The organism is Paenibacillus sp. DP01 (assembly GCF_044784315.1).
GTDB classification, from domain to species: domain Bacteria; phylum Bacillota; class Bacilli; order Paenibacillales; family Paenibacillaceae; genus Paenibacillus; species Paenibacillus polymyxa.
The window spans coordinates 746,669-761,743 of sequence record NZ_CP173059.1 but is presented as its reverse complement, the minus strand read 5'-3'; the positions used below and the strand labels follow the sequence as shown (position 1 = coordinate 761,743).

7 protein-coding genes and 3 rRNA genes are annotated in these 15,075 nt (G+C 46.4%); 1 reads left to right on the top strand and 9 read right to left on the bottom strand.

From position 1 onward, the window contains the following. Positions 1–25 precede the first annotated feature (25 nt). The 3 genes from ACH59B_RS03435 to ACH59B_RS03425 all read right to left on the bottom strand — a co-directional run bounded on the left by ACH59B_RS03435 (position 26) and on the right by ACH59B_RS03425 (position 3,775). Positions 26–1,210, bottom strand: a complete 1,185-nt coding sequence (locus ACH59B_RS03435; RefSeq protein ID WP_080690713.1) for an MFS transporter — start codon at positions 1,208–1,210, stop codon at positions 26–28. Positions 1,211–1,588: 378 nt separating this feature from the next. Continuing rightward, entirely contained in the window at positions 1,589–3,274 is a 1,686-nt protein-coding gene (gene lpdA, locus ACH59B_RS03430) for a dihydrolipoyl dehydrogenase (protein ID WP_226888687.1), read from the bottom strand. A gap of 60 nt (positions 3,275–3,334) precedes the next feature. Continuing rightward, positions 3,335–3,775 carry an OsmC family protein gene (locus ACH59B_RS03425; protein ID WP_016818391.1) on the bottom strand — a complete coding sequence of 147 codons (441 nt, stop codon included), beginning with the start codon at positions 3,773–3,775 and terminating at the stop codon, positions 3,335–3,337. 198 nt (positions 3,776–3,973) lie between these two features. Here ACH59B_RS03425 and ACH59B_RS03420 point away from each other — a divergent pair, with 198 nt between their 5' ends. Further along, positions 3,974–4,399, top strand: a complete 426-nt coding sequence (locus tag ACH59B_RS03420; RefSeq protein WP_016818390.1) for a MarR family winged helix-turn-helix transcriptional regulator — start codon at positions 3,974–3,976, stop codon at positions 4,397–4,399. 254 nt (positions 4,400–4,653) lie between these two features. Here ACH59B_RS03420 and rrf read toward each other — a convergent pair. From rrf to ACH59B_RS03390, 6 genes are all read right to left on the bottom strand, one after another. Continuing rightward, positions 4,654–4,770: ribosomal RNA gene (gene rrf / locus ACH59B_RS03415) — 5S ribosomal RNA — on the bottom strand. A gap of 151 nt (positions 4,771–4,921) precedes the next feature. Then, a 23S ribosomal RNA gene (locus ACH59B_RS03410) occupies positions 4,922–7,847 on the bottom strand. Between the two features lie 357 nt (positions 7,848–8,204). Beyond that, positions 8,205–9,758: ribosomal RNA gene (locus ACH59B_RS03405) — 16S ribosomal RNA — on the bottom strand. The 16S, 23S and 5S rRNA genes sit together here, the layout of an rRNA operon. A 720-nt stretch (positions 9,759–10,478) precedes the next feature. Beyond that, positions 10,479–11,762, bottom strand: a complete 1,284-nt coding sequence (locus ACH59B_RS03400; protein ID WP_016819578.1) for an MFS transporter — start codon at positions 11,760–11,762, stop codon at positions 10,479–10,481. Between the two features lie 121 nt (positions 11,763–11,883). After that, positions 11,884–12,549: a metalloregulator ArsR/SmtB family transcription factor gene (locus tag ACH59B_RS03395; protein WP_016819577.1), complete on the bottom strand. Its 666-nt coding sequence runs from the start codon at positions 12,547–12,549 to the stop codon at positions 11,884–11,886. A gap of 155 nt (positions 12,550–12,704) precedes the next feature. Further along, on the bottom strand, positions 12,705–15,047 hold the full coding sequence (locus ACH59B_RS03390) for a glycoside hydrolase family 2 TIM barrel-domain containing protein (RefSeq protein WP_404303323.1): 2,343 nt from the start codon (positions 15,045–15,047) through the stop codon (positions 12,705–12,707). Positions 15,048–15,075 lie beyond the last annotated feature (28 nt).

Below are 15,075 nucleotides of genomic sequence, written 5' to 3'. Positions count from 1 at the left end.
GTAACAATCTCCTTTATATTTTAATTCATTTCTTTTCTTTCATCCCCACAGGCTGGGCAGCACCCGATATCAAACCAGCCACCATAACGCCAATAAGCACTACAATTAAGGCATGCAGGAGACCCACCTGTTCACCTAAAAGCCCTAATCCCGGAGGACCCACTAGAAAGGCAATATAACCAATTGTGGCTACGGCTCCTACCCGGATAGCTGCACCATGAGGGTCATCTCCTGCAGCTGACAATCCTACAGGAAAACCAAGTGAAGCTCCAAGCCCCCACAGCAAGATACCCAATCCGGCTAAGAGATCATGCTGCCCCCAGATCACTAGAGTAATACCCACAGCAGTCAGGACAGCACTTCCTTTCAACACAGGGACGCGGCCGTATTTATCCAGTATAAATCCACCCGTGAAACGTCCAATGGTCATCGCTGCCACAAATAGCCCATACATATAGGAGCCTGTTAAGGAGTCCACGCCATAACCATCTACCATCGTTAGCGGCAGCCAGTCATTCGCGGCCCCTTCTGCAAACGCCATCCCGAGCACGATGATACCAATCAGTAGGATTCGCCTTTCTTTCCAGACAGCAAGCTGAACCTTGATATTAGATCCAACCTTGTACGTAGAAATAACCTTTTCTTTACCTGTATCGTGGGGCAAATAACGATACAAATACAAAGTTACCGTGGCAATCATGGCAGCCATAGCTCCAAAATGAATCACAACAGGTATGTGTAGTGCAGCTGCTCCAGAACCGATGACAGCCCCTGCAAGGGTCCCCAAACTAAACGAACCGTGAAAGGCGGGCAAGAGCGTTTTATTCAACTGATTTTCTACCGCAGAACCTTCGACGTTAAGAGCTACTTCTGCTGTGCCATAGCCACCACCAAAGATGACCAAACCAACAAACACGATGCTCGTGAGCGAAAATGCAGTTCCCAACCCTACAATGACAAAACCATTCACAATCAAAAGCGCACTTCCCAGAATGACCGACCGTCCACCTATACGAGAAATAACATTGCCCGCACTAAGTAATCCCAATAAGGAACCCGCGGCTAATCCAAAAATAATAATCCCCATTTCGGCAGTCGAGACATGCAAAATATCCCGTATGACAGGCGTGCGGGACACCCAGGAAGCAAAAGCTACACCCGGTAAAGCGAATAACAAAAATAAAATATTACGAACTATCCTAGGATTCATGGAGGGTTCTCCTGTCATCGATGAGCTCCTTAGCGAGACTTTTTATAAATCTTTTAATAAGTAGTATTATAATATATTATTCTGATCGCATCCAGCACTTTTTTGTCAAAAATACCTGGGCAGTATGATAAGCTGAGGGCAGCGGCCTCCAGTTTTTAGTGCTTCATCATTACAAGCTTTTTCTCCATCCCCCAGGGCCAGTTCCTACAATAATGGATCTGTACAGCTCTCTTCCTTCGTCAATCCTCTCCGCTTTCTCCCCAAAAGCATTATGATGACCAGTTTCGTATATGTACCTTACATGAACATCCAATAATAAAAGAGGAATGCTTCCTTGTCCGCTTACTCAGACTAGAAGTATTCCTTTTATTTTTGATATTACGCTTGATGGAGCGCTCCAATGCTAAGGCCAAACGCGGCTTCGTGAATCACTTCTCCTGTCGTTGGATGAGCAAAAACGGTTTGCATGATTTGCTGCTCCGTCAGTTCATTGGCAATCGCCAATGTCAGGCTACTGATTAAAGATGATGCATCTGGACCAATGATCGATCCACCCACAATTTTTTGTGACACATTATCCTTTATCAATTTAATAAAGCCTTCCGATTCATTCATCGTTAATGCTTTCCCATTGCTGGAGAACGAAACTTTGCTTACACTGAAATCCATTCCCTCTTGCTTGCATTGATCCTCTAATATACCAGCACTTGCGATTTCGGGTGAAGTGAAGATGACATTGGGAATGGCAGCATAGTGCATACCTTCCGATCCACCCATGATGGCATCAATAGCCGTGATCCCCTGATGGGAGGCGACATGGGCAAGCTGCATAATATCCGTCACATCACCAATGGCATAGATATGTTCGACATTTGTTCGCATATATTCGTTAACGGCAATGCCTTTCCCACGCTCATTGCGCTGGATACCCGCTTGTTCAATATCCAGTCCGTCCAAATTGGGCTCACGTCCGATCGCAACAAGCACTTTCTCGCTAACTAACAAGTGCTCAACTTGTTTGTTTTCATAGGTGACAATAGCCTGTCCATCGTCCGCCTGTTGGATTTTAGATACCTTGGATTGGGTATGGATATGAATCCCAGCATTTTCTGCCGAATGTTTAATTTCTTCTGAAATATCACTGTCAACCATGGTCAACAAACGATCCATAAATTCTACAACGTGAACCTCTACGCCGAAATTACGATAAATGAAGGCAAACTCCGTACCAATCACACCACCGCCAATAATCGTAATACTTTTTGGTAGTTCAGTAGAGGCAAGGGCATCGGTGCTATTCATTACAAAAGGAAGATTGATGCCAGGAATATTCACTTTGGTAATTTTGGAACCTGTCGCAATAATGATATCTTTTGCTGTAACCTGGTAATGTCGTAGTCCTTTGACGCTTACTTGTGTGGCAGATAAAAAGGCAGCTTGACCGCGAATGATTTCAATATTATTTCTTTCCATTAAATAATCAATACCCGAAATCAACTTTCCTTTGATCTCATCTTTACGACGAATGACTTGTTTCATATCGACTTGAAGATCTGTTCCCGCATGAATACCAAACAAAGACGATTCCTTGATGTGGTGACAAATCTCAGAAGACTTCACCAGGGATTTAGTTGGAATACAACCTACATTAAGACAGGTGCCACCCAATTCCTCTTTTTCCACCAAGGCCACCTTTATTCCTTTTTTAGCGGCATAAATCGCTGCCACATACCCTCCAGGTCCGGCTCCAATAATTAGCAAATCCACGTTCTTATCCACTATAGGTTGTTCCACCTTGATAGCCTGTGATGCTACTGTAGACGTCCCCTCTTCGGTAGCAGCTTCAATTGTAAATAAGGCCTGATTAGAGGATACTTCGTCGCCTTCTTCAAAGTGGATTTTACTAATACTTCCTTCGACATTTGCTGTAATTTCTCGAACACCTTTGCCTGTCTCAACCTCAAGAAGTACATCCCCAAAGGAAACGTTCTGTCCGAGCTGGACGTGATTTTTGCTAGCTTTCCCTTTTTTTCCTCCAGGGATCATTGACATTTTAACTTCCATAATTTTTTCAAACCCCTTCACGACCAAAAGAGAATTCATTGAGCCCTTTTAGCGAAAAATTTAATGTCTGACTACGCCTGCTTGTACCAATTTAACCCCATTAGCCAAACAATCCCCAACCGGACAAGTCTTTTCGACAAACGCTGCAAAAGCTTCTGCTTTTTCTTGGCTCTCTGTCGTTTTAAAGTGCATGGCAAAACGTATTTCCTGAAATCCACATCGAACATCCGCTAACCCCATGAACCCATCCGGGTCCAAATCTCCTTCCAGCTCTACATGGAATTCTTCATATGAGAACCCAAAGCCTTCGGCAAAAGCAGCAACAACGATCGACTGACATGCACCAAGCGCACACAGAAGTGCTTCAACCGGATTCATCGCTTTGTCGGTTCCACCAAAATCTTCAGGCTCATCCATCACAATTTTGAACCCTCTGGATTGAGCTTCCACTTGCAACCCTTCAGGTAATTTTTTTGCAGTAGCTTTAAATGTAGTTAACATAAATATAACCTCCCGTTTACTTTGTGAAATAAGTAACTTTATTCAGGGAAATTGTAGCACTCTTAGTTTCGAAAATCAATAGTTAGCTAAGTAATTTATTTTAGTTGTTAGTATCTGATATGATGAAAAGTACAAAGGTCTGTTATACTTAAGTTGATGTATAAGAAATATAGTTCAGTTGAATGGGTTGGTGTGGCCATGTTTAACTTAGAGGATTGTCTTGCTTTTATTACCAATCGTAGTGGAAAAATCTTTTCGGAAGCCTTGGAGAAAGAATTTCGACCTTATAACATTACTAGGAGTCAATGGATTGCGATGTATTACATCAATACACACAAATCCATGACTCAACGGGAACTCGCAGAAGAATTGTCGATTAAGGAGCCAAGTGTAGTGCGGCTGCTACAAAAACTAGAAGCCGAAGGATATTTACTTCGAAGTATTGATGATGCAGATAAACGAATGAAACAAATTCAATTATCCGATCTTGGTACGCAGGTTTGCCTTAAGCTTCTGCCGATTGCTGAGAAGTTTAAGCAAGACACCATTGCTGGGATCTCTCAAGACGATCTTCGTATCTTTGAGAGTGTGCTTCAGAGAATGGTTGATAACACAAGGAAATAACAAGTATAGAAAAACGACCAGGAAGGTACCTCCCTTGGTCGTTTTTCTTATAAAGCACGCATGTAATTGCTGGTTTACACTTCTATACTTACTGGAAAAGTAGAAGTAAATGGTTAAGTAAGCACAGGATTAGTAACATGAGATATCTTACTGTATATTTTATAAAGAAAGTGCGTAAATGAAATCGCATCTCTAAGATTGACTCGATTCCAAAAAGAAAGACACACCCCTTAATGGGATGTGCCTTTTTTCTTGCTTGGCAACGTCCTACTCTCCCAGGACCCTGCGGTCCAAGTACCATCGGCGCTGGAGGGCTTAACGGTCGTGTTCGGGATGGGTACGTGTGGAACCCCTCCGCTATCGCCACCAAACATGAATTTGCCTCGCAAATTCCTTCGTAAGGTTATTCGGTTCATCACAGATTCTGTGAATGAATCGCCATACGCTTGTTGTATGTACTTCTACATACCTTCAAGGTTACACCCTGAAAACTGGATCCGAAACTTCATTGCGTCTTATCTTTAGGATAAGCCCTCGACCGATTAGTATTGGTCAGCTCCATGCATTACTGCACTTCCACCCCCAACCTATCTACCTCGTCGTCTTCAAGGGGTCTTACATACTGGGAAATCTCATCTTGAGGGGGGCTTCACGCTTAGATGCTTTCAGCGCTTATCCCTTCCGTACATAGCTACCCAGCGGTGCTCCTGGCGGAACAACTGGTACACCAGCGGTACGTCCATCCCGGTCCTCTCGTACTAAGGACAGCTCCTCTCAAATTTCCTACGCCCACGACAGATAGGGACCGAACTGTCTCACGACGTTCTGAACCCAGCTCGCGTACCGCTTTAATGGGCGAACAGCCCAACCCTTGGGACCTACTTCAGCCCCAGGATGCGATGAGCCGACATCGAGGTGCCAAACCTCCCCGTCGATGTGGACTCTTGGGGGAGATAAGCCTGTTATCCCCAGGGTAGCTTTTATCCGTTGAGCGATGGCCCTTCCATGCGGTACCACCGGATCACTAAGCCCGACTTTCGTCCCTGCTCGACTTGTAGGTCTCGCAGTCAAGCTCCCTTCTGCCTTTGCACTCTTCGAATGATTTCCAACCATTCTGAGGGAACCTTGGGGCGCCTCCGTTACTCTTTAGGAGGCGACCGCCCCAGTCAAACTGCCCACCTGACACTGTCCTCGTACCGGATTACGGTACCAAGTTAGAACCTAGATACGATCAGGGTGGTATCCCAAGGATGCCTCCCTTCAAGCTGGCGCTCAAAGTTCTACGGCTCCCACCTATCCTGTACAGATCGTACCCAAATTCAATATCAAGCTGCAGTAAAGCTCCATGGGGTCTTTCCGTCTTGTCGCGGGTAACCTGCATCTTCACAGGTATTAAAATTTCACCGGATCTCTCGTTGAGACAGCGCCCAAGTCGTTACGCCATTCGTGCGGGTCAGAATTTACCTGACAAGGAATTTCGCTACCTTAGGACCGTTATAGTTACGGCCGCCGTTTACTGGGGCTTCGGTTCATAGCTTCGCCCGAAGGCTTACCACTCCCCTTAACCTTCCAGCACCGGGCAGGCGTCAGCCCGTATACTTCGCCTTGCGGCTTCGCACAGACCTGTGTTTTTGCTAAACAGTCGCTTGGGCCTTTTCACTGCGGCCCCCTCGGGCTATTCACCCTACCGAGGCACCCCTTCTCCCGAAGTTACGGGGTCATTTTGCCGAGTTCCTTAACGAGAGTTCTTCCGCGCGCCTTAGAATTCTCTTCTCGCCTACCTGTGTCGGTTTGCGGTACGGGCACCTTCTCCTGGCTAGAGGCTTTTCTTGGCAGTCTGAGATCATGACCTTCGCTACTATAATTTTCGCTCCCCATCACAGCCCAGCCTTACGATGTGCGGATTTGCCTACACATCAGCCTCACTGCTTAGACGGACATCCATCAGTCCGCGTCACTACCCTACTGCGTCACCCCATCGCTCATAGCGGATTACGGTGGTACAGGAATTTCTACCTGTTGTCCTTCGACTACGCCTATCGGCCTCGCCTTAGGTCCCGACTTACCCTGAGCGGACGAACCTTCCTCAGGAACCCTTAGGCTTTCGGCGGATCTGATTCTCACAGATCTTTTCGTTACTCATACCGGCATTCTCACTTGAATGCAGTCCAGCGCTCCTTCCGGTACACCTTCAACCCGCATTCAACGCTCCCCTACCCCTGATGCAAAGCATCAAGCCATAGCTTCGGTGGTGTGTTTAGCCCCGTTACATTTTCGGCGCAGAGTCACTCGACCAGTGAGCTATTACGCACTCTTTCAATGGTGGCTGCTTCTAAGCCAACATCCTGGTTGTCTGTGCAACTCCACATCCTTTCCCACTTAACACACACTTGGGGACCTTAGCTGATGGTCTGGGCTGTTTCCCTTTCGACAATGGATCTTAGCACTCACTGTCTGACTCCCGGAACTAAATCTATGGCATTCGGAGTTTGACTGAGCTTGGTAACCCTTGCGGGCCCCGCACCCAATCAGTGCTCTACCTCCACGATTCTTCTTTCCGAGGCTAGCCCTAAAGCTATTTCGGGGAGAACCAGCTATCTCCGGGTTCGATTGGAATTTCTCCGCTACCCCCACCTCATCCCCGCATTTTTCAACATGCGTGGGTTCGGGCCTCCAGTGCGTGTTACCGCACCTTCACCCTGGACAGGGGTAGATCACCCGGTTTCGGGTCTACGTCCACGTACTCATTCGCCCTATTCAGACTCGCTTTCGCTGCGGCTTCAGCTCTTCACCTTAACCTTGCACGGGAACGTAACTCGCCGGTTCATTCTACAAAAGGCACGCCATCACCCATAGATCGGGCTCTGACTTCTTGTAAGCACACGGTTTCAGGATCTATTTCACTCCCCTTCCGGGGTGCTTTTCACCTTTCCCTCACGGTACTGCTTCACTATCGGTCGCCAGGGAGTATTTAGCCTTGGCAGATGGTCCTGCCGGATTCATACGGGGTTTCACGTGCCCCGCACTACTCGGGATCCGTCTCGGAGGGAACAGGTTTTGAACTACAGGGCTTTTACCTTCTCTGGCGGGCCTTTCCAGACCTCTTCATCTAACCGGTTCCTTTGTAACTCCATGTGAGACGTCCCACAACCCCAAGGAGCAAGCTCCTTGGTTTGGGCTAATCCGCGTTCGCTCGCCGCTACTGACGGAATCACTATTGTTTTCTCTTCCTCAGGGTACTTAGATGTTTCAGTTCCCCTGGTCTGCCTCTCACTCACCTATGAATTCAGTGAGTAGTGACTGTCGATGAAGACAGCCGGGTTTCCCCATTCGGACATCCCCGGATCAAAGCTTGCTTACAGCTCCCCGAGGCTTTATCGTTGTTCGCCACGTCCTTCGTCGGCTCCTGGCGCCTAGGCATCCTCCGTGTGCTCTTTGTAGCTTAACCTAGACTTTTCTTTCATAAAAAGAAAATGTCGATATCTGCTACCTTTATTTCACTTGTTTACACAAGATCAGCTTAAAGGAATATTCTAAAACGCAATTTCGTTTCGGTATCCAGTTTTCAAGGTGCAATTCGCTTCGTCGAAGCGAAGCCCGATGAATATTTCGGTTCCACACGATGTGTGAATGAAACATTCGTCGAATCTTGAGAGTTTGAACTCTCAAAACTGAGCAACGAGTGAGTAAGTTCAGGATATCCATTTCATTCACACGAACGTGATGAACCGAATTGAATATCCGATCGCAGGTACATGTACCTGCTGATTTGAATGTTTCCATTGCAGGAAACGATTCTCCATAGAAAGGAGGTGATCCAGCCGCACCTTCCGATACGGCTACCTTGTTACGACTTCACCCCAATCATCTACCCCACCTTCGGCGGCTGGCCCCTTGCGGTTACCTCACCGACTTCGGGTGTTGTAAACTCTCGTGGTGTGACGGGCGGTGTGTACAAGACCCGGGAACGTATTCACCGCGGCATGCTGATCCGCGATTACTAGCAATTCCGACTTCATGTAGGCGAGTTGCAGCCTACAATCCGAACTGAGACCGGCTTTTCTAGGATTGGCTCCACCTCGCGGCTTCGCTTCCCGTTGTACCGGCCATTGTAGTACGTGTGTAGCCCAGGTCATAAGGGGCATGATGATTTGACGTCATCCCCACCTTCCTCCGGTTTGTCACCGGCAGTCTGCTTAGAGTGCCCAGCTTGACCTGCTGGCAACTAAGCATAAGGGTTGCGCTCGTTGCGGGACTTAACCCAACATCTCACGACACGAGCTGACGACAACCATGCACCACCTGTCTCCTCTGTCCCGAAGGAAAGGTCTATCTCTAGACCGGTCAAAGGGATGTCAAGACCTGGTAAGGTTCTTCGCGTTGCTTCGAATTAAACCACATACTCCACTGCTTGTGCGGGTCCCCGTCAATTCCTTTGAGTTTCAGTCTTGCGACCGTACTCCCCAGGCGGAATGCTTAATGTGTTAACTTCGGCACCAAGGGTATCGAAACCCCTAACACCTAGCATTCATCGTTTACGGCGTGGACTACCAGGGTATCTAATCCTGTTTGCTCCCCACGCTTTCGCGCCTCAGCGTCAGTTACAGCCCAGAGAGTCGCCTTCGCCACTGGTGTTCCTCCACATCTCTACGCATTTCACCGCTACACGTGGAATTCCACTCTCCTCTTCTGCACTCAAGCTCCCCAGTTTCCAGTGCGACCCGAAGTTGAGCCTCGGGATTAAACACCAGACTTAAAGAGCCGCCTGCGCGCGCTTTACGCCCAATAATTCCGGACAACGCTTGCCCCCTACGTATTACCGCGGCTGCTGGCACGTAGTTAGCCGGGGCTTTCTTCTCAGGTACCGTCACTCTTGTAGCAGTTACTCTACAAGACGTTCTTCCCTGGCAACAGAGCTTTACGATCCGAAAACCTTCATCACTCACGCGGCGTTGCTCCGTCAGGCTTTCGCCCATTGCGGAAGATTCCCTACTGCTGCCTCCCGTAGGAGTCTGGGCCGTGTCTCAGTCCCAGTGTGGCCGATCACCCTCTCAGGTCGGCTACGCATCGTCGCCTTGGTAGGCCTTTACCCCACCAACTAGCTAATGCGCCGCAGGCCCATCCACAAGTGACAGATTGCTCCGCCTTTCCTCCTTCTCCCATGCAGGAAAAGGATGTATCGGGTATTAGCTACCGTTTCCGGTAGTTATCCCTGTCTTGTGGGCAGGTTGCCTACGTGTTACTCACCCGTCCGCCGCTAGGTTAATTAGAAGCAAGCTTCTAATTAACCTCGCTCGACTTGCATGTATTAGGCACGCCGCCAGCGTTCGTCCTGAGCCAGGATCAAACTCTCCATTAAAGACGTTACAAAGTAACGTCAACCTGTTTCATCTTCATCCACTCCAATGAGAAGAACCGAAGATGAAACAATATAGAAAGAGCGATTAGCTCATTTTGAAACTGACGAGATAAAATATCTCATTTTGCTTCCATTTCATACAGCCAGATGGCATGTACTAAATTTTCAGCATTGGATTTTATAAATAAAATCCGCACTCACTCGTTGTTCAGTTTTCAAAGATCAAATTCTTTTTCACTGCGTTTTTCAGCAGCTATAAGATCATATCATGTTCATTTCAAAAATGCAAGGGTTATTTTATTCTTTTTTATTAAAATTATTTCACCCTAATTATTCTTTTTTGAAACGGCTGTTTTATTGTCAGCTCAATCAATATACCATTTTGCTTTACTGATTACCACAGGTAAATTATGCAACGTTAGCATTTCGGTGTATAGCTATGGTGTATTTGGGCATCTAGATAGATCGCCAGACCCGATCTAGTTTTGGTAGATGCTTTTGCCTGCTCTAGCTTGTGCACCACTTGTTCCTAGTAGCGCCTCACCGTTCCTACAAAAATATATTAATAGTAGGAAGGGCAATTAAACTGTGTAATTTTAAGATAGAAGCCTGTGCAAATTATGAAATGAGGACTTTCTCTATTCGATTTTCATGCAAGCTCCTTCCCCCTGACAGTTAGGTAAACACAAAAAAACGACCAAATGGTCGTTTTTTTCTAGTCTATGCTCTCTTTGGACGCATCCATAACATGATAGGAAGTAATGCCAGTGCCAGAATTCCTCCCGCATAAGAAAGTATGGAATAGCTTGAATTTGCTACAATCATCCCGGACAGTGCTCCTCCCGAAGCTCCAGCCAAAGCAATAAGTACGTCCACCGATCCCTGTACCTTAGCTTGATTAGATGTTGTTGTCGAATCTACAATCAAAGCGGTTCCGCTAATCAGTCCAAAATTCCACCCTATCCCTAAAAGAGAAAGCGCCACAATAAGCATAACCATTGAATCAGTGGGAGCCAGTGCAGCTACTACGCCAGCGAGAAGTAGCGTTACAGCTGAAGCCATCGCCATCGCTATACGACCAATCTTATCGACAAGAATACCCGTAACCAGGGACGGAAGATACATAGCACCAATATGAAAACCGATGACTAATCCTACTTCACCGAGTCCATGTCCATGGTGCTTCATATGTACGGGAGTCATCGTCATAATCGCAACCATGACAATTTGAGTTATTATCATGATTAAAGCGCCAAGAGTAATTCCTTTTCTGCCGTCACGAGTAGCCTCAAGATCAGAATTCGACTGGCTTCCTGGTGCTGTCTGATTCGCAACCGCTTTGGCTACCAATAAAGGATCTGGATGAAGAAGGAGCAATAATATTATGCCTGCTAATGTATAGGCTACAGCCGCTAAAAGAAAAGGTCCCGCTAAACTGGGAACTCCAATGGATAGCGCAAACTCTCCCGTAACGTTAACTAAATTGGGACCGGCTACCGCTCCGATCGTTGTAAAGACCATAGCCATACTCGCAGCTGTTGCTCTCTGCTTTGAATTTGCGAGATCTGTACCGGCATAACGAGCCTGCAAGTTTGTAGCCGTTCCCGATCCATAAACAAGAAGGGAAATTAAAAGCAGGGTAATACTGTTCATAAGAGCTGCAACAACGACACCAACCGCCCCAACTCCCCCTGCGATAAAACCAAGTCCCAATCCCATTCGTCGGCCGAATCTTTGGGAAAACCGACCGACGAGGAGTGCTGCAACCGCTGATCCAAGTGTAAATAATGCTGTAGGAATCCCCGTAAACTTATCCGTGCCCAGCATATCTTGCGCCAACAACGCACCAACGGTTACTCCGGCAGCCAGTCCAGCGCCTCCAAAAATTTGAGAGAAAATAACGGTGATAAGCGTACGACGATACAGTTTTCTTTGCTTATCTGAAGATTCCACATAGGAATTGATAAGCGCTTGCTTCTTCTGGGAAGCATTCGTCAAATTCATTAAGGCTAACATCCTCCCCTGATTCCCTACAGAACAGTTATCTATTTTTTTCATCAAAAAGCGACGGTCTTATCGGCCCACTCGACAAGCTACATTTGCAGAACGAAAAACATTCCAAGCTTCATGATCCTGTCACTTCGTTAAGAATAAAGTCGTTCCAATCGTGAACACTCTTATCCAAGTGTCTAGCTTTGAAGCCATGAGCTTGCAACAATTCAATAGCCCTAACCGCCATTAAGCAATACGGGCCTCTGCAATAAGCCACAATCTTCGAGTCGGCTGGCAACAGAGATAACTGCTCCGCTAATTCTTCAATTGGAACGGAAACAGCTCCCGGTATATGAGCAGTTTCATATTCATCTCGCGGCCGTACATCAAGAAGTGTGACCTCCCCTTTTTCCATCCGCATTGCCAATTCTTCCATTGTGACTCCTTCAACATCTGAGAATTGACCCAAAAATTGCTCTTTAATGTGTTGAACTTCAATTAACTGCTTTTCAGACAGGTCATACAATGAATTTAAAAAGTGCAAAACAGATGAGTCAGAAAGTTCATAATAGACAAAGTTTCCTTGCTTTTTGGATTGAACCAACTTAGCCTGATATAGAGTTTGTAGATGCTGAGAAACATTGGCAACGGACATCGAAGTCATTTTAGATAGAACTTCAACTGATTTGGGTCCTTGTATGAGAATATCAAGAATTTCCAACCTTTTCGGGCTGGACAAGCATTTTCCGATCCGTGCGTATTCGGTGAAAAGTCCATCTTTGAAATCTCGTTCGTTCACTATTAAACACCCCATTCACTATACTATTCAATTGATTTCTTTAATATTAATAACGAAATTATAAATCTTCCTTTTTTTCATGTCAATTCTGAAATATATTCAGTTTTCACGCAAAAAAGCCAGCTGCAAGAGCTGGCAAAAATTCATTTTCTCCTTTATTCCACTTTCAAGCTGATTTCTCCCTGTAATTCCCCATCTGCTGAGGCTTGTAGCAACAGTTCACCAGCTACATCCCCGGATTGTACGATTACAAGACACCTTCCTCTGTGTGTTCGTCTTCCTTTTCCCTTGAAAGGTTCATCACTGGTGAGATCCCCATTGTCTATACCAAGGATACGGCCATCACCATGCAGCTCAAAGCTCAAATCAACATCCCGGTTAGGTACAACGATCCCGTGTTGATCGATAACGGTTACTTCCACATGAGATATCTCATGCCCATCAGCAGGTAGAGTCGCCCGATCAGCCTCCATTTTTAGAGCATAAGGAAGCTCGGCGGTAGTCAGTTCATGTTCACAAACCTGCTGATTCCCATTGCGGCCTATAGCCCGAATTTTGCCTGGTGTATAGGGGAGCTCCCATAGGATTAAATGATTAGGGTAATCAGCCAACTTTCTCTCACCGTATGATTCCTCGTTCACGATCAATTCTACGCTCTCGCAGTTGGTAAAGGTAACCAACTGTATCAGTTTTCCTGCGTATTCAGGAAATGTCCAATGATCTTCCATAGCTGGCGATTTCCAGTGCATTTTCCATGTCGGATTATACTCCGATTTCATATGCTCATTAAATACGGCTATGTGCACAACTGGCTGATCAGACCAAAGACTTTGCTGGAGATAAGATACAGGTTTGCGAAACCCACACGTGTCAATCAGGCCGGAGGACCACCCTTTGGAGGGGTAGCTTGTTTCTCCCAAATAGTCGATTCCACTCCAAACAAATTGACCAATCACATAATCATGATTAGCGACATCAAACCAGGGATTCAGGGGCAAATAACCTTTAACCCGGTTATTTTTCCCCCGATAATATGGGAACGTCTCTGTTCCAAGGATAAGCGTATCCGGCATGGCTGCTCTATAGTGTTCATACCACTGCTCCTGATAGTTCAGCCCCAGTACATCCACTCGTTGGGCCAGCAGCTTGGTATGCTCCACCTTGGCCTCAATCGAACCATCACGCAAGCTGATCGGTGTATTATGCGGCTCAAGCGCGCAGGTAACAGGCCGGGTTGGATCCTTTTCATGGCAAAAGGCAACGAGCTGCTCCAACATGTTTAGCATGGACGGTTGACCTTGGTTCTCCACTTCATTACCAACGCTCCACATAAAAACACTAGGATGATTTCTGTCTCTAACAAGCATGGCCTCCAGATCCTTTGCCCACCATTCATCATATATATGCTCATAGGAAAGAGATTTCCATTTGTCAAAAGCCTCGTCCACCACCAAGAAACCCATATGGTCACATAAGTCTAATAATTCGGGCGCCATAGGATTATGCGCAAAACGGATTGAGTTGCAGCCCATTTCCTTCAGCTTCTCCAGCCTTCTCTTCATGGCCGTATCATGGTAAGCAGCCCCTAGACAGCCTAAATCATGGTGAATGCACACTCCCTTCAGCTTCAAGCTGCTTCCATTTAGCAATAATCCTTTTTGAGATTCGAGGATCACTTCTCTTATGCCAAAAGGGATACGATAACGATCCACCTCAGTATTGTCGCAATAGATCGTCGTTTGGGCTTCATAGAGCACCGGGTTGTCCGGTGACCATAATTCTGGTTCTATAACTCTCGTTCTCTGCTCAATTTCCTCTGTTTCAAAGCCCGCAAGAGCTACTCGGTTTTCAATTTTTCCTTTTAGTTGTCCCTGTGAATCCAGTATTTCAGTCTTAATCGTACACTCTACGGCATGCTCATGGTGATTGCTGATCTTGATTCTGGCACTCACCTTGGCTTCATCTGGCGAAATTTCAGGTGTGGTAATAGTAGTTCCCCATTCGGTTACGTGAAGATAATCCGTATAAATCAGCCACACATTACGATAAATACCGGCCCCCGAATACCATCTGTCAGGCGGAAGAAGCGTATTGTCCACTTTGACCGCAATTACGTTATCCTCGTCCCACCGAATATATGGAGTCAAATCATATTGAAAGCTAACATACCCATAGGGCCGCTTGCCCACAAAATGCCCATTGAGCCAAACCTCACTATTACTGTGAATGCCATCGAATTGTATGTATACGCGCTGTTTTGGAGAGGAGGGCTTCACATTAAAATGCTTTCTGTACCACCCAACAGACCACCTGGGCAAATAAGCTTGATTGCCGCCATACAGCATATGTGGATCAAAGGACTTTTCAATACTCCAATCATGAGGGATATGAAGGTCCTGCCAATGCCCATCGTTATAGTTTGTCTTCTCAGCGCCTGTGTAATTGCCTTCTATAAATTTCCAGTCCGTTCTGAACGGCATAATCACTCTGCTTCCCATTATCTTGCCTCCATTTCATAAAGTAGAT

Excerpts from the sequence above, each read along its gene's own strand:
- ACH59B_RS03435 (WP_080690713.1), bottom strand. The coding sequence starts at position 1,210 with ATGAATCCTAGGATAGTTCGTAATATTTTATTTTTGTTATTCGCTTTA.
- lpdA (WP_226888687.1), bottom strand. The coding sequence starts at position 3,274 with ATGGAAGTTAAAATGTCAATGATCCCTGGAGGAAAAAAAGGGAAAGCT.
- ACH59B_RS03425 (WP_016818391.1), bottom strand. The coding sequence starts at position 3,775 with ATGTTAACTACATTTAAAGCTACTGCAAAAAAATTACCTGAAGGGTTG.
- ACH59B_RS03420 (WP_016818390.1), top strand. The coding sequence starts at position 3,974 with ATGTTTAACTTAGAGGATTGTCTTGCTTTTATTACCAATCGTAGTGGA.
- ACH59B_RS03400 (WP_016819578.1), bottom strand. The coding sequence starts at position 11,762 with ATGAATTTGACGAATGCTTCCCAGAAGAAGCAAGCGCTTATCAATTCC.
- ACH59B_RS03390 (WP_404303323.1), bottom strand. The coding sequence starts at position 15,047 with ATGGGAAGCAGAGTGATTATGCCGTTCAGAACGGACTGGAAATTTATA.